Source organism: Bradyrhizobium sp. B124 (assembly GCF_038967635.1).
Taxonomy (GTDB): Bacteria; Pseudomonadota; Alphaproteobacteria; order Rhizobiales; family Xanthobacteraceae; genus Bradyrhizobium.
This window is the reverse complement of sequence record NZ_CP152413.1, coordinates 7,962,925-7,978,221: the sequence shown is the minus strand read 5'-3', so window position 1 is coordinate 7,978,221 and position 15,297 is coordinate 7,962,925. Positions and strand designations below refer to the sequence as shown.

Annotated in this window: 10 protein-coding genes and 5 pseudogenes; 7 read left to right on the top strand and 8 right to left on the bottom strand. The window is 62.2% G+C overall.

What is annotated here, in order from left to right:
• Positions 1-155: 155 nt before the first annotated feature.
• Together AAFG13_RS37610 and AAFG13_RS37605 are read right to left on the bottom strand one after the other, a co-directional pair.
• Positions 156-1,649 (bottom strand): alkaline phosphatase family protein, encoded by a 1,494-nt coding sequence (locus tag AAFG13_RS37610; protein ID WP_342710039.1) that lies wholly within the window; start codon positions 1,647-1,649, stop codon positions 156-158.
• A gap of 332 nt (positions 1,650-1,981) precedes the next feature.
• Positions 1,982-2,310, bottom strand: a pseudogene (locus tag AAFG13_RS37605) (transposase); the annotation flags it as partial.
• Between the two features lie 419 nt (positions 2,311-2,729).
• Between AAFG13_RS37605 and AAFG13_RS37600 the strand changes: the two are divergent.
• On the top strand, positions 2,730-3,872 hold the full coding sequence (locus tag AAFG13_RS37600) for an MBL fold metallo-hydrolase (protein WP_342710038.1): 1,143 nt from the start codon (positions 2,730-2,732) through the stop codon (positions 3,870-3,872).
• On the top strand, positions 3,865-6,273 hold the full coding sequence (locus AAFG13_RS37595; RefSeq protein ID WP_342710037.1) for a ThiF family adenylyltransferase: 2,409 nt from the start codon (positions 3,865-3,867) through the stop codon (positions 6,271-6,273). Before AAFG13_RS37600 ends, AAFG13_RS37595 begins: the two co-directional genes overlap by 8 nt.
• Here AAFG13_RS37595 and AAFG13_RS37590 read toward each other — a convergent pair.
• The gene (locus AAFG13_RS37590) at positions 6,245-6,925 is read right to left on the bottom strand and encodes a hypothetical protein (protein WP_342710036.1); all 681 of its coding nucleotides are present in this window, start codon (positions 6,923-6,925) and stop codon (positions 6,245-6,247) included. The genes AAFG13_RS37595 and AAFG13_RS37590 overlap by 29 nt on opposite strands.
• A 186-nt stretch (positions 6,926-7,111) precedes the next feature.
• Between AAFG13_RS37590 and AAFG13_RS37585 the strand changes: the two genes are divergently transcribed.
• From AAFG13_RS37585 to AAFG13_RS37570, 4 genes and pseudogenes are all read left to right on the top strand, one after another.
• Positions 7,112-7,489, top strand: coding sequence for a hypothetical protein (locus AAFG13_RS37585; RefSeq protein ID WP_342710035.1), 378 nt, complete (start codon positions 7,112-7,114; stop codon positions 7,487-7,489).
• A 30-nt stretch (positions 7,490-7,519) separates the two neighbouring features.
• Positions 7,520-7,968 (top strand): annotated as a pseudogene (locus tag AAFG13_RS37580) (hypothetical protein).
• A gap of 1 nt (position 7,969) precedes the next feature.
• Positions 7,970-8,692: pseudogene (locus AAFG13_RS37575) on the top strand (SOS response-associated peptidase family protein).
• A gap of 76 nt (positions 8,693-8,768) precedes the next feature.
• Positions 8,769-9,362 (top strand): hypothetical protein, encoded by a 594-nt coding sequence (locus AAFG13_RS37570; protein ID WP_342710034.1) that lies wholly within the window; start codon positions 8,769-8,771, stop codon positions 9,360-9,362.
• A 71-nt stretch (positions 9,363-9,433) separates the two neighbouring features.
• Here AAFG13_RS37570 and AAFG13_RS37565 read toward each other — a convergent pair whose 3' ends face one another.
• Together AAFG13_RS37565 and AAFG13_RS37560 are read right to left on the bottom strand one after the other, a co-directional pair.
• Positions 9,434-9,670 (bottom strand): hypothetical protein, encoded by a 237-nt coding sequence (locus tag AAFG13_RS37565; RefSeq protein ID WP_342710033.1) that lies wholly within the window; start codon positions 9,668-9,670, stop codon positions 9,434-9,436.
• Between the two features lie 418 nt (positions 9,671-10,088).
• Positions 10,089-10,223, bottom strand: a pseudogene (locus AAFG13_RS37560) (transposase); the annotation flags it as partial.
• Here AAFG13_RS37560 and AAFG13_RS37555 point away from each other — a divergent pair.
• Positions 10,219-10,675 (top strand): annotated as a pseudogene (locus AAFG13_RS37555) (transposase); the annotation flags it as partial. The pseudogenes AAFG13_RS37560 and AAFG13_RS37555 overlap by 5 nt on opposite strands.
• 155 nt (positions 10,676-10,830) lie before the next feature.
• On the opposite strand, the gene ltrA reads toward AAFG13_RS37555, so the two are convergent.
• The 3 genes from ltrA to AAFG13_RS37540 form a co-directional block, all read right to left on the bottom strand.
• Positions 10,831-12,153: a group II intron reverse transcriptase/maturase gene (gene ltrA, locus AAFG13_RS37550; RefSeq protein WP_342710032.1), complete on the bottom strand. Its 1,323-nt coding sequence runs from the start codon at positions 12,151-12,153 to the stop codon at positions 10,831-10,833.
• 574 nt (positions 12,154-12,727) lie between these two features.
• Positions 12,728-14,122, bottom strand: a complete 1,395-nt coding sequence (locus tag AAFG13_RS37545; RefSeq protein ID WP_342710031.1) for an FAD-binding oxidoreductase — start codon at positions 14,120-14,122, stop codon at positions 12,728-12,730.
• A 320-nt stretch (positions 14,123-14,442) separates the two neighbouring features.
• Positions 14,443-15,282: an ABC transporter permease gene (locus AAFG13_RS37540; RefSeq protein WP_342713488.1), complete on the bottom strand. Its 840-nt coding sequence runs from the start codon at positions 15,280-15,282 to the stop codon at positions 14,443-14,445.
• Positions 15,283-15,297: the final 15 nt, after the last annotated feature.

Genomic DNA, 15,297 nt, shown 5'->3' with positions numbered 1-15,297 from the left:
GGCAGTCTAAGGGGACGCCGGAGAAGAGCGAATGATGCTCGCCGTCGACCTTTGGTGGCTTTTCAGCTGATCCACACCGAGGTTCGCTCCCGCCGAAGTTGCCCCCTCCGAAAAATGGACGCGCACACCCGATGACAATCAACGATAGTGCCCAATCACAAGTCGCAATTTGCCCAGCCGCCTTCGATGTAGGTCGCTGTTTCCACCTGCACGCAGCGTAAAATTTGACGATAAATGGAGGTGCTTACCACATATGTGGTTTCTGCGATGGAGGGGCGCCCAACTCCCCTCGCTGCAAAGGTTTCGGTGAGAACGCGTCCTTGCATCCAATTGGGCGTGGCGATTCCCAACAGGTTCAGAACTGTGGGCGCGACGTCGCAAATGCCGGACGGGATCTCTGATACGCTATCCGATCGGAAGGCGCGCCCAGCGACAATGCCAAGCGACGCCATTTCTTTCGGGTGCAGGCCACCATGCACACCACATCCGATCGGTGCGTCGTTACTCCAGGTACCGCCGACGAGACCGAATGGATCGGTTCGGTCGTCGGAGCGGTAGGAGAACAGGATGTCAGCAGACCGAACATGGTCCATCATGACGAGTTCGCGCGCTAAACTGCCGGGCGCGATGCCATCGACATCATTGCGGGCTGCGGTGAAGATCGGTCCGCACCAGGGTGCCTCGATCATCGCGGCCACTGCGCGTCGAATGTTCCTCTCCGAGGGGTTTACCAAATAGATTGCGCCCACCTGACCGGGCACGACAACCGTATCTACATCCGGCCCAGGAGCCGGGCCGCACTGAAGCCCAGCGGCCTTGAGGGTTTCGTGCGGATCAGCATGTGAGTGAACGGTCACATGGCCGTGGTCGGACAGCGCTATGAGATGGACGTTTTTCTGCCTTCCCTCAGTCTCCCACCACTCCAGAACGCGCCCGAATTGATGATCCACCCAAGCGAGGGCATCCAGGGTTCGTGTGCCGGCCACCCCGTAATCATGTGACGAAATGTCGGGCTCCGCATAGGACAGGATTGCGACATCGGGCTGAAGCTGTGGCCAGACCGTGTTGAGCAGAGCAGAGGTCAGAAAACTCTGGCTGGTAAGGTCAGGCCGGCCGGGAGGCGGAGGCGTCGGGAGGGGACCAAGCTGAGCCTGCAGAGTCTCGAGAAGCGGCCGAGAGGTACAGATTCGCGCATAATGGCCAGAGATCGTGTGGTGGCCGAGAGAGCGAGCTTTGTGATTGAGCAAGCAGGTCGCGCCGGCGGAGTTGGAGGCCAGCACTGCGAGCGTCCTGCCGTGAGCAGCGAGAATTTCACCGAGTGACGACACGGCCATGAGGCATCCGCCGCTGGCCGCATCGACCGCCTCGATCAGCCGGTCATCCGCAGTATCGATATAACGCGCCGGCGCCGCCGTACGATCCAGATATTTGTTGCCGACCATGCCGTGGCGCCCCGGAGGGGTACCGGTGACAAGGCTCGGCAGGGCCACCCGCGTCTCGCTCGGATAGACGGTGCGCTGCCGGGCCAGCGTGACGCCGTTCCGTTTCAGCCTGTCAAGATGCGGAGTTGTGGCCGGGCCCACGAGATCGGGGCGCAACCCGTCGAAATTCACAATAATGATGCGGGGTTGTCCGACTGGATTGGTCAAAGCGGCCTCATGGTCGCGTGCTCAATAGCCCGCATTATAATCTCTCGGCGACCTGTTCGCTCTGCTGCTCACCGAATGACGTCATTGAAGGCTCCTGCATAGCAGGACGAGCATCCAGCGTTCAGGGGTGAGATAGTCGCACGCGCCTCGATCCTCAGCCAAGCTGAAGAGCCGCGGACGCACGATAGCACAAGGGCCCTAAGCTCGATATCGAGCAGAATTTGTCCAAAAAGAGCGAGGGCCCTTGTCACGATCCAGCCTGGGTCGACAGCCCGCGCGCAATTGCCAGCCGGTTGTGGTGGGCTGCACAACGCCACTAGTCATCTGGAATGGGGTGCGAGCCGACCCAGCAGCCACATGACCTCGACATTGCGTCCGGCCTCGCGTTCGAGCCGCCGGCTCGACTGCACCCGGTTCAGATAGCCCTAAATGTAAAGCTTGAGGAGAACCGAGAGATGGTACGATGGCCGACCAGTCGCCGCCGGCTCCCCCCCTCAAAGCTCACCGCAGCCAAATCGAGCGCATCGACAAACACGTCGATCACGCGAACAGGATTGCTCTCGTCAATGAAATCGTCGAGACATTCTGGCAATGGCGTCCACTGCCCACGATCCGCCTGCTCAACGAAGCGACCAAATATGACCCTTTTCGACGCTACCATCTGTTACCAAACGAGGCCTTTTGCGGGGTGAAAGGGGCGACGGGACGCTTCGGCGCGATCACTATTACCCCCACCTCTACCATACGGGATTGCCGCATAATGCGGCCGCGCCCGGCAAGGTACAACAACCCGGCCCAAAGGAATGGACGCGGCACTCTCCGCCCGGTCGCGAACCAGGCTCGTCGGGCATTCCCTGATGACGCGAGGTAGGACTAGCGACTGGTCTGTCGGCTCACCCGATGATCGCGTGTTCGCATGAGGCGCTGGCCTCGAGATCATCGACCGATTCTCTCGAAGTCAACGATTCAAACCACTCTTTTCCAAGGAAATATTGGGCTTTCGCCCTCTTGCGGCAGGGTCTGGCCGAAGCCATTTCAACCGCCAGTTTCAATCACGTCCTCTAGATTCGGGAAGCTGCAATGGACCCGCGCATCACCTATTTCCCCGTCGGTAACGGCGACTGCTCGCTGATCACCCTCAGCGACAACACCCAGATCATCATCGACTGCAACACCACCCAAGAAGCCAGCGATGAAGACGACCCCAGCCGCTACGACGTGCATCAGCACTTGCTCGATTTCGGCAAGAAGCTCGGCGGCAAGATTCCCCACGTCGACGTGTTCATCTTGACCCACGCCGACCAGGATCACTGCCGCGGCTTCGACACGATGTTCTACACGGGCGACCCGTCCAAATATACGGTGAAACACTCCAAGGAAGATCTGATCCTCATCGACGAGCTCTGGTTCACCCACCGTATTTTCGCGAACCATGAGGGCGAGCTGTCGAAGTGGGCTAAGGCGTTCAAGAAGGAAGCGCAACGCCGCATCGATCTCCATCTCGCGAATTCGTCCGTGCGCAACGACGCCGGCAACCGCATCCGCGTCGTCGGTCATAGCAACAACCCGGCCTATAAGGGGCTCGGCGAGCTGGTCATTACGCCGGGCAACTACATCGACGTCATCGACCGCAAGACGAAGAAGGATTTTCGCTTCTTCGTCCATGCGCCGTTCCGCAAGGAGGTCGACGACAAGCTGGCCGATCGCAACGACACCAGCGTGGTGCTACAGGCCTGCTTCGACGTTGGCGGAACCAAGAACGCCGGCCTCGCGATGTTCGGCGGCGACGCCGGCGCGGCGATCTGGTCGAAGATTCTGGAACTCAGCGACGACGACAAGTTGGCGTTCGATCTCTTCCTCGCGCCGCACCACTGTTCGTGGACCTTCTTCAGCGAGGAAGAGTACAAGTACAACAAGGTTCCGGCCGAGGACTCGCTCGCCATCCTCGGCAAGGGTCTCGACGGCGCGCGCGTGATCGCGTCGTGCAAGCCGATCAAGGACGACGACGACAATCCTCCGCATTTCGCGGCTAAGGAGGAGTACGAAGACGTCGTCGGCGAGGAGAATTTCATCAGCCTCGCTGAGGTGGGAGACGAAAAGCGCGCGCTGCCGACCACGTTCGAAATGAGCGAAAACGGGCCGGTACTGCTGGATCCGGAGGACGTCGATCACGTCGACGACGCTGTCAAAAAGGTCGCGAGTACGCCGCAGACCTATGGATGAACTGCACTCCACGCCACAGGAAAAAGAAAACGAAGACAGCCTGTCGCCTGCGATCCGCTCGGCGGTGGCGGAGTTGCGCGCGAAGTACCCCGCTCAGGCCGTTCCGGTTCTGAAGTGGAACGACACCTATGTCGCCGTGCCGATCTCGGTCAACGTCGAACTGCCGGGGCGCGGCCCCGTCAACGGCGTCGACATCCGCAAGCGCGAGCCGCTGGTGCTGCTGTTCTCCAAGAAGTCGTTTCCCTACCTGGCGCCGCGGGTCTATTCGGACCGCCGCGACTTCTCCAAGACCGCGTTTCCCCACCTCAACCCGACGCCGCCCAACGTGCCGGCGTCGCTCTGCCTGCACCGCGGTTCGATCGATACCTGGTTCGCCGAGCACACGGTGACCGACCTGGTGGAACGGGCGCGGGGCTGGCTGCGCGACGCCGCTCGCAACCGCCTGGTCCCGGAAGGAGACGGCTTCGAGCCGACCCGTTCTCCGGACACGTTCGGCACCTTCGTCTACCCGCCCGAGGCGTTCCTCGCAAAGGCCGCAGAGCTCCGCGCAGCGCAGGGCGGGACCGCAGGCAGTGCCGTCGTCGCCTACGAACTGCTCGACACCGAGAGCAAGGCCGAGATCGGCGAGACCGAATACACCATCAGGCATGCGGCCTTCGCCGCCGCCGACAACCTCGAACAGCACAAGATCGTCGCCAACGTGCTGAACGAAATGGCCGAAAAGCCGGAGTACAAGGGACAATTCCAGCGCCGCCTCTTCGGCCTGCTGCTGTGGACGCCAGAGGCCGACATCTGTAGGCAACATTTCGGCGAGTTGCCAGCGACGCTCGGAGATCTGGAGACCTGGGCCGAAGCACTCGGGTTTCCGCTCCGGGCCGCGATGGCTTCGTATCTCGTCAACGAGCTCCACCTCTTCGGCGGCGTCCCGATCGTGCTTGCCGTCAGGCGCCCCCAACAGGTTCTGGGCAGAGCGTCCGACGTCGAACTGCTGAACTTCCTGGTCTCCGCCGCCGGAGATCACTGGCCGAAGGACGGCGCATGGGATCCAGCGGCTCGCGTCTGGTTCGCCGACCATCGCACTCCGCTGACGCCGGCGTTCGCCCGCGAGATCTCGGCCCTTCCCGCCGATGGAGCCGCGGAACCTACGGTTATCTTCGGCGCCGGCGCGCTGGGCTCGAAGGTCGCGAGCCATCTCGCCCGGAGCGGCAGCGTCGCGCTCAAGATCGTCGACAACGCGAAGATCGCGCCTCACAACCTCGTCCGACACGCGCTGGGCGGCCGCGCCGTCGGCCTGTCGAAGGCGGAAGCCCTAAAGGATGAGCTCATCAAACTTTATCCCGGCCAAGGCGAACTTCCCATCGAAGGCAAGAACACGTCCGCGCTTTCCCGATTGCGCAAGCCCGCCTTCTTCGACGGCTATGCCAACCTGGTCGATATGACGGCATCGAACATCGTGTTCAACGCGCTCCGCGACGCCGCTCTTCCTGCCACGGTGCGCGTCCACCGCGCCGAGATCGCGCATCGCGGCAAGCTCGGACTGCTGTCGATCGAGGGAGTAGGACGCAATCCTCGGATCGACGACCTTCAGACGCTGATCTACGATTCCGCGATCGAGGACAACGCGGTCGCCGCCTGGCTGGAAGAGGTCAGGTCGACGCGCGACGATCGCGTCGGATCCGGCGGACTCGAGGACATCCAGGTCGGATTGAGTTGCAGTTCTGCGACCATGCGCTTGGCCGACGAGGTTGTGTCTTTCCACGCCGCGGCAGCCACCCGCCGGCTGCGGCCCTATTTGGCCAAGGACGGCCCGGCGCGGACCGACGGGCTCGTTAATTTGAGCTTCCTGAGCCAGGAAGGCGACAGTCGCGCGAGCGCGCGGACCATCGGCCCGACGGTGGTGCTCGGCGCCGATTACGGATGGCAGATCCGGATCGCGGCGACCGCGGCGAGGGAGATGTCGGAACTGATGCGGCGGCACAGTCCGAGCGAGACCGGCGGGATCTTGGTCGGCCGCCTGGGCGCGACGAGAAAGACGATCTACGTGACCCGTCTGGTCCCAGCTCCGCCCGACAGCAGAGGTACGCCCTGGGTGTTTACGCGCGGCACCGAGAAACTGCCGGAGGCTCTCGGTCGGGTCGAACGCCGGACCGGCGGTCTGCTCACCTACGTCGGCGAGTGGCACACGCATCCGGCAGGCGGGTCTGATCTCAGCGACACGGACAAGACCGCGGTCATCAGCCTGAGATCCATTCTCGACCGCGTCGGCCAGCCCACTCTGGTGACCATCGTGACACCGGAGGAGATCCGGCCTCACCTCTTCGAGTCGACGAGCCCGCCAGTCGTGGTCGATCCGCCGCGACGCCGGCCCGGCTTCATGCGGGTGATTTTTTGGCGGCGCTAGGAGCCGTCGGCTTTCCGGCCTTCTGGGCCAACACCGTGCAGACGAACCGGACGCCGTAGGTCGCCGCGGCGTGTCTGACGACGATCAGCTGGAAAAGCAGAATGCCGAGGTAGACGCCAAACGCCTTCCACTGGGCGACGAGGAACAGCGCCGCGATGCCGAACCCGATCAGGAACAGCGCGGCCAGACCCGTGTAGTCGCGTAGCAGCAGATAGTCGCGGTGCACCTGCAGGACGGCGGGGACGTCCTGGACCTCGAGATAGAACCGATACCAGAGGCTATTCTGCTCCTTGGGGTCGCTCGGCACCTTGTTGCCGCAGGCCCGCTGCAGCCGGGTGAAGTCTATCCGGGGATCGGCCTTCGCGTGGACGCTGAAGGCGCGGTGTCCGGGCAGAACGTCGCTCCACCGCAGAAACACCAGACGCTCCTTCGTCGCCGAGTTCAGGAGACCGTTCGCGATGGTGGTGACCACGACGGCGAGGCCTACTGGCAGGAGGTTCGCAGCACCCGTAAGTGCCGCCTTGATCCCGGACAGTTCGAACGTCGACCACTGGCACGCCACACCGAACACGATGGCGTTCGCGGCGATGATCAGCCAAAGCTGTCTTCGGTTCTGCTCCTTCAGCTTCTGCGATCCGCCCTTCTTCGTCATGAAATTCCCGGCCCTGATCACGCAATTTCCTCGATCAGCATGTAGTGGCGCGGGCTCGCAGATGCACGCGACGGTCGCCGTTCCGCGCACGAAATCCCCAGCCACGGCCATCAAAGTCCGACTAGACTCTCTGTTCGCGTTATATTCTCATGAGGAATAGCAGCAGATCGACCCGCAAGCTGGCGCATGCCGACCAGAACAGAGATGGAAAAGCTCGCCGGGCAGTCTTCGGTCGGCAAGAACAGCCCTACTGCGCCCGCGGTCGGCCCGGCGGATCCGTTGCCGCCTGCGTATTGGGACGCCCTCCTACGGGACGCGGGCGCCGACGCCAGGCAGCCCGCCCCGTCCATCCGGACGCAGCGTCTCTCTCAGATCGCACGCCATCTGCTGCGGGTCACCTGCGGCAGGTGCAGTCGGATCGTCGAGATTCAGAAAGCGGACGCCGTGCGATTGTACGGACCGCAGGCGGTCTGGAAGGAGGTCGGTCAGCGCCTGCTCGACAACACCTGCCAACAACGCACGGGGCGGCACGAAGAGGACGGCTGCTGGCCTGCGTTCGAGTAGTCGCCGGCGCGGCCGCTACTGGATGCTGCTATGGCACCGAAACACCACCCGACCCCCTCAGCGGCGGCGACCGTAAGGCGCTCACCAAGGAATTGGGGAGGGCCGGCGTGATGACGACGATCCTTGCCGCACAGGCCGCCGATGCTCGGGACAAAGGCGAAGCCCTGATCCGTCAAGCCGACAAGCTGGGTTGCGAATCCTGGAACGAAAAAATGTGCGCCGATGGGGGCCCGATCGATCCGTCGCCGACAATCGACCAGGCGGTCAACGGCGGCTATCCTTGGCTTGAGATCGAATGCTCCCGCTGCAAGACCCGGCGGGAGGTCGACCTCTCGGCCCTACTCCACCCGCCGACGACCTTCGTCCACGATCTGGCCGGCCGGCTTCGCTGCAGCAAGTGCGCAAAGGCCAACCGTCGGCCGGCCGCGACACTGCTTCAACTCGCGCCACGCGCCCGCCAGGCCGCGCCGGAGACCTGAGATGTGCAACCTCTACAGCATGACCAAGAACGTTGACGCGATCCGTCGGCTATTCGGAGCCCTCAACAGCAGCGTCGGCAACTTGCCCAGCATGCCCGGCATCTTCCCGGACTATCCGGCACCGATCGTTCGCAACGGGTCCGATGGCAGAGAGACAGTCATGGCGAGATGGGCGTGCCGTCGTCGTCGAAGGCCCTCATGGACGCGACGAAGAAGCGGGCCCAGAAGCTGGAGGCGAAGGGCAAGGCGGTTGATTTCAAGGAGCTGCTGCGGCGAGAGCCGGACAGCGGGACGACCAACATCCGCAACACCAGCAGCGGCCACTGGAAGCGGTGGCTAGGGCCAGACAATGGCTGTCTTGTGCCTCTCACCTCGTTCTCGGAATACGACACGATCGACGGCAAGAAGGTGCCCGTTCGCGCTCGATGAGTCTCGCCTCCTCGCCGCTTTCGCCGGGATCTGGACGAACTGGACGTCGGTCCGCAAAGCGAAAGAAGGCGAAGTCACCGCCGACATGTACGCGTTCCTGACGACCGAGCCGAACGCTGAGGTGAAGCGCGTGCATCCAAAGGCGATGCCGGTGATCCTGACGAGGGTCGACGAGTACGACGTCTGGATACGCGCCCCGTGGGACGAAGCCAAGGCGCTGCAGCGGCCTTTGCCTGACGGCGCGCTGCAGATCGTCGCGACCGGCGAGATAGAAGATCTCGCGGCGCCCGCGTAACGAAGCAGATTGACTGCGATCTCAAGGCACGCTCTCCTGAAGGTTGCGGGGCAAACACAACGCACGGAGACCGAACTTGTTCTACCTAATCGAGCTGCCCGAGAAGCCCTCAGGCTACGTCAACCTCTCGACCGCATCCGATTGGGAGGCCTGGATCCGAACATGTCTGCCGGAGGGTCTGCATCAGGAAGTGCGGCGACGACTGATCTCCAATCTCAAACACGTTCTCGTCGGGTTGGAGATGAAGGCCGCACTCATTGTTCCTCACGCAAAGCAGGGCAAACTCCTGTTCGAGTCCTACTTCCACATGCTCAACTTCGAATTCTGCGTTGGCATGTTTTCGATATGCGAAGGGCTGGGCTCCGCGCTATGGCTGAGGGAGAACGGTCTTGACGGATCCGACGCCAACCGCATCCCGATCGGACAGTGGAAGCCCTCTCTAACGAAGAAATTCGATCCCGAGGCGAAGTCCAACCTCGGCGAGGACGTCGACACTGTGAAGAGCGTCAGAGACATGCTTCACCAAGATCAATTGGGTGCCCGAGAGAACATCGACTGGCATGCCTTTTCCTACGACAAGGCGTTCACGCCCGCGGCGCGCGCGATGCGATGTCTGCTCAGCACGAATGCCCGCGACGTGCCGAAGGAAACGAATTTGACCGCCGAGTAGCGGATCAAGGCAGCGCCATAGCCGTTCATCAGGATGGCATAGTGTTGGAGAGCTAGAAGACGCCTTTGCCCTCACGGACCGCGGACCGCGCCGAGCAGCGCGGTCTCCAAGTTCTCCATCCTCCTCTTGAACTCAGCAAATCGGTCGACCAACACGCTCAACTCGCGAGAGGTATAGGCGTACTTTGGAAAGCCTTGGTCGTCAAAATCCTTCAGCGAGTAGTACGGGGGTGCCAAGGCCCACCGCTGGTCGAAACCACTGACCCGGTCCTCGATGAACGACGGCAGAAAGACGCTCGGAAAGACCACGGAGTGGGCGATTTCATTGCGTCACTTCGCAAACCTTCGGCCGCCACGCACACAGCCTCGAATTCGGTCCGGAACGCCTGCAGGTCCCTTACTTCGAAAAAGCCCGCCGCCTTCGAGCGGAGACGATCTAGCCTCTGCTTGAGGTGACGCCGGCGGCGAATTCCTTCACAGCCTCCCCCATGCGCGGGCTCCCGACGAATAGGGAATACAACATCTGAAACTCGACGTGCACCCATTGACCCACGGCCCTTCCGAACCATTCGTGCGTGGTGCTCGCGGAATCGTCCCCACGGCGAGGCAACGGAAACGAATCCCATGGGTTGGACATCGTGGCCTCTCTTACTCGAACCAGACGGTTGGGGGCTTCGTTGCACAATCGCCGGCGGCGCGCCAGACGCTGCGCTTCCTCATGGGGGTGCTTTCGAGGTCGACCTCGAACTTTGGTAACCGGCCAGATGAGCTGCACATCAACCGGATAAACCTTGAGATGTCGAGGGATGCCGACCGCCCAGGCCAATCCGCGTGCCGTTAGTCCCTGTCGAAACGGCGCGCTGTGGAAATCCGTGAGTTGGCGCAGCGGGACGAAGGGTCGGCTGAAAGCCTGTCCCGTGTGCGTATCGCCGACGGGCCTCCGCAGCGAATATGGGATAAGGGTCAGCAGCATCTCCCAGGCGACGAAGCGGGGCTCATTGGCGAGCAGCGCGCCTCGGGGGAGAAGAAATACTATCTTGCTGACCTGCTCGCGGCGGCAGATTTGCGCACACTGGCCGCCACCATCAAGGCCCGATGGATTTGCGAGCAGGCCCATCATCAGTTGAAAGAGGAGCTTGGCCTCGATCACTTCGAAGGGTGTTCGTGGCAAGGTCTTCATCGTAACGCCCTAATGACTATGATTGCCTACGCCTTCTTGCAGCACCGTCGCCTCGCACACGCGGGGCGGAAAAAAAGAATCGACGGACCTCCGCCTCAACCAACGAGGCCCGCCGTACGTCACGCCATCGTTGATCTCATCCTTCGGCCACCGTCTCAGCGGTGCCCGTACTGCAGAAAACAAATCCTTGAAAAACCTTGACGCAAACAGATTCTGTTCGCGGTAGGGACACCCATCACTGGGCGCCCCCCGCGCAGATCCCGGCGAGCCCAATTGAGGCACCGGGCTCCTACCTCGGGTGTTTGACGGCGAAGCGCAGCTTCGGCCATGGATGAAGGATGCGAGCCTTGGGGAGCCAGTCATCGGTGATCTGCGTTATGCGATCCCAGGTCAGACAGGTCCGCTGACTGCGCCGCCGAAGCGTCCGCCTCCAGAGATCGGTCAAATAGAACCGAAACGCATTGAGCGCTCGGCCATTCGTCGGGACAGCAAAGTACGCAAAGTGGCCGGTCAAGACCTGCCTCAGCCATTTCCCTTGTGCAGGGATCGGCCAGTGCATTCGGCGCCTTAGCTCCTCCTTGATTTCGCGGAGTTTGGTTCGCAAGCGGTCGCTACGGGTCTTCCGTTGAAGCTGGAAGCGCCCTTGGCGTGATTTGCCGCAGATAAACGTGAACCCCATGAACGCAAAGGTTTCCGGCTTTCCGAGTCCGCGCTGCTTGCGTTGAGCCGCCGCATGGCGACCAAACTCAATCAGGCGGGTCTTGGCCGGGTGGAGCGTCAGCTCGAACTCCTCCAGTCTCGCGCGCATCGCGTCAAGGAAACGACGTGCGTCATCCTCGCGCTCAAAGCCGACTACTACATCGTCCGCGTAACGCACGATGATCATGCCGCCGGAGACCTCGCGCTGTCGCCAGCGTTTGGCCCACAGGCCGAGAGCGTAGTGCAGGTAGATGTTGCCGAGAAGCGGTGAAATCACCGAACCTTGACCCGTTCCCCTGTCATCAGCGGCTACGACGCCGTCTTCGAGAACACCCGCCTTCAGCCATTTCTGAATGAGGCGGATGATGCGCTTGTCGCCGATCCTATGTTCCAAGAAGCGAACCAGCCAAGGTTGACTGACTGCGCCAAAGAAGTTTTGGATGTCGGCGTCAATGATCCAGTTCACGTGCCGCGTCTCGATCGCTGTGCAGAGCGCGTCCAACGCATCATGTGGTCCTCTGCCGGGCCGAAACCCGTAGGAAAAGCCACAGAAGTCTCCTTCGTAGATGGCGTTGAGCACGATGACGGTGGCGCCCTGGACGATTTTGTCTTCGAGAGCCGCGATCGCTAACGGGCGCTGCTTGCCGTCTGCCTTTGGTATGTACGTCCGGCGAGACGGTTGCGGGCGATACGCTCCTCGTTGGACCCGTTTGTGCAGATCGGCGAGCCGGGGCTCGAGATCTTCCTCGTAGTCCTCCCACGTCATGCCATCCACTCCGGGAGCAGCCTTACGCCTGAGCGCAAAGAACGCCGCCCGCAGTGTATCGACATTGATGTGGTGAAAGAGCGCGGTGAACCGGTCCTTCTTCCTCAGCCTTGCGGCTGTCCGTACGCGGTCCAGCGACTGGGTCATGCGAGCCCGGCCCTGTGTCCGGTGCATGCGCTGCTGTTCCGCGTTTCCCTTGGTCCCCGGCCTTGGCTCCGCCCACTCCGCCGCCAGTAATCCGGCTTTGTTCGTTGGCTTCTCAGCTACTATGCCAGAGTCAGACTTCTCCGTGTCGTGCATCAGCGGCTACAGCTCCTCGCCTTCCCGCTGCGGACCATCTCCTCCGAGAAGGAAGATGGCCGACCCGGAGATATCCCGGTTCCCGTACAAGGAGCTTCCATACATGCCAGGGTCTACGACCACGCCGGGTTGGACGGGTGCTCGCGTTTGCGCACTCGCCCATATTGCCTTCCGCTCTTTGGACAGCGTCGGCTCCCGAGATAACACTGTTTCGCGGCTCAATGGCTGGCCTGCATGCTCCCCTACCGACGCTTCGCCGACACCCTCGCGGACGCCTGCGCACGGCTCGGGGCCGATGTGGTTCGCTACACCTTCATCGCAATGGACTTCCACCATCTATTCCTTGCCGGTCTCCCGGCGCACCCAAAGTAGTGCTAGTAAGCAAGGAAGCGAAGGAGTTCTCCAATACGATTCAAACTGGTCATGCCCTTTTCTCGGCGCGGCGCTTGGGCGACGCTGGTCCGGCGCTTGCTCTTAATTGGGCGAATGCGTCGTCCGCTCGTGCAGCGGCGGAAGAGTGCGGGACAGCGCCAAAAAGACGGAACCGCTGCGCTGAGTACGGAGACAGATCGAAAGCCGGCACACGGCCTTCGACCAGATCGACAACAGCACGGGCGGTGCTGGGTGAGGCGGCGACGCCGATATGGCCGTGTCCGAAGGCATGGATGACGTTGCCGAGCTTGCTGGCTCGGCCGATGATCGGCAAACCGTCCGGGGTCGACGGCCGCTCACCCATCCAGGAATGCGTCTCGGTCGGCTCACGGTCGAAGCCATAGGCACCCAGCGTGAACCTTCGCAGCACCGCTGCGTGGCGCCAATCGGCGGGGGTGTCGACATCGGCAATCTCGACATGGCCGGTGACGCGCAATCCATACCGGGATGGTGTATTGGTCATGCGGTGGTCCATCAGCAACACGCGGTTGCGCGGCATGGGTTCAAGACCGACGAGCTCGACATGATAGCCGCGCTCAGCTACGAGGCTGACGCAATCACCAGCAGCGATCGCCAGGGCCTTTGAGCGAACGCCGGCGGCTATGACTATCTCATCGCAAGGAATGTCACCGACGTCTGTCTTCACAGCAGTGGCATGATCGCCCTCGACGTGAAAGCCAAGCGCGTGCCCCTGCCGAAGCAAGGCGCCCCGGCGCTCGGCAAGGCGGACGAGCGCACTGACATAGGCGCCGGGTTTGACGCAAACAAAGCCGCCGAGCACGACACCAAAGGTATAGCGCGGGTTGAGCGTCGGCTCCTGCCGGCGCAGTTCTGCCTCGTCGATTTCGGTCCAGCTGCAGCCCGTCAGGCGGCGCAAATGCCAGTAAAACGCTTCAGCCTCAAAGTCGAGGCGGCTACGATAGACCTGCAGCTGGCCGGTGCGTAGAAAGAGATCGGCGACGCCGGCCTCGCCGGCTAATTCGTCGTGGCGAAGGTGACAGTCGGCAACCAGAGGCTTGAGCGCCAGCGCCGTCCTCTCGACGCGCGCGGCCGTGCGTCCTGCCCAAAGAAAACGAACGAGCCAGGGGGCGAGGCGCGGTAGATGGCGCCAGCGTATGCTGAGCGGACCGACGGGATTGAGCAGATATCGCGGTATCTTGCGCCAGAGGCCGGGTTGCGACAGCGGCACGACCAGGCTTGGGCTGACCCAGCCACTATTGCCGTAGCTCGCAGCGTGCTTACCGCCGGGATGTTTCGGATCCAGAATCGTGACTCGATGGCCGAGGCGCAGCAGTTCAACAGCGCTCACCGCGCCAATGGCGCCGGCTCCGATCACGACAACATGCTTCGGTGGCTGTTTTGGTTGGGCGGCAAGCGTGGACATGGCGAGGCTCTCAGATGGTTGGATGATGGAATCACCGACGGCATGGGGCGTCTCTTCACGGGCGCCCGAGCCAGCGGCGGTCTCGACAAAAGGTGGTGTAGCGGTCGAGGCGCGGATTGACGTGCAGCCGACGCCCAGACGCTCTGGATCATGCCTTTCGAGTTGCCTCTCGACAGTTCGCGGCCGAGCCAGCGTGGCATGGCTCCCCCTCAGCCTGTGGAGATGCGAGATCGTGGTGGGATTGATGAGATCGTGGGCACAGCGCGCCGAAGTTCACAACGACGACGCGAAGCTGTCTGGCTGGATTGGTCACGGAGGTCTCACGATATCGTCTTGTCGATCCGATCGCGCATCCAGTCGCCGACGAGCGAGACGGAGAGCGTCGTAAGCGAAATCACGAGCGAGGGCAGTACGAGGATCCAGGGCGAGCGGGTGAGATAGTCGCGACCGTAGCCGACCATGTTTCCGAGCGAGGTGAGCGGCGGCTGCACGCCAAGTCCCAGGAAACTCAGACCGCTCTCGAGCAAGATGATGTCGGGAAAGGCGAACGTCATGGTCACGATCAAGGTGGAGGCGATGTTCGGCAGGACATGGCGCAGATAGAGGCGCCATGGGCCTGCACCGAGCTGGCGTACAGCTTTCACATACCCTTGAGCATCCGCGCTCATTGCAAGTGCACGCGTGAGGCGGGCATAGCGCTCCCAGCCATGGAGGCCGAGCAGAGCGACGAACAGCGGCAGGGAATTACCAAAAAAGGCCAGCACCGCCAGCGCGAGAATCAGAAATGGCATACTTGCCTGAAAGTCGACGCCCGCGAGGATCACATGTTCGCTCCAGCCCCGGAAATGGGCAGCCAGAAAGCCAAGCATGGTGCCGAGGGAGGCTGCTATCAAAGTGGCTCCGAACGCGATGAGGAGGCTCATGCGGATGGATATGAGCAGCCGCGAAAGCACGTCCCGGCCGAGTTCGTCCGAACCGAGGAGATGCGCGGAACCACCACCAAAACCGGCCGGCGCGGCAAGCCGATGACGCAGATCGAGCGCCGCGTAGTCATAGGGAGCTAGGCGATCGGCGAAGATGGCTATTGCAAGCATGAGAGCGAGCCAAACCATGGCTACCGGCACCGCGCGATCTCGCGACCACCCCAATCGCTTGGTCATCGATGACGACACGAT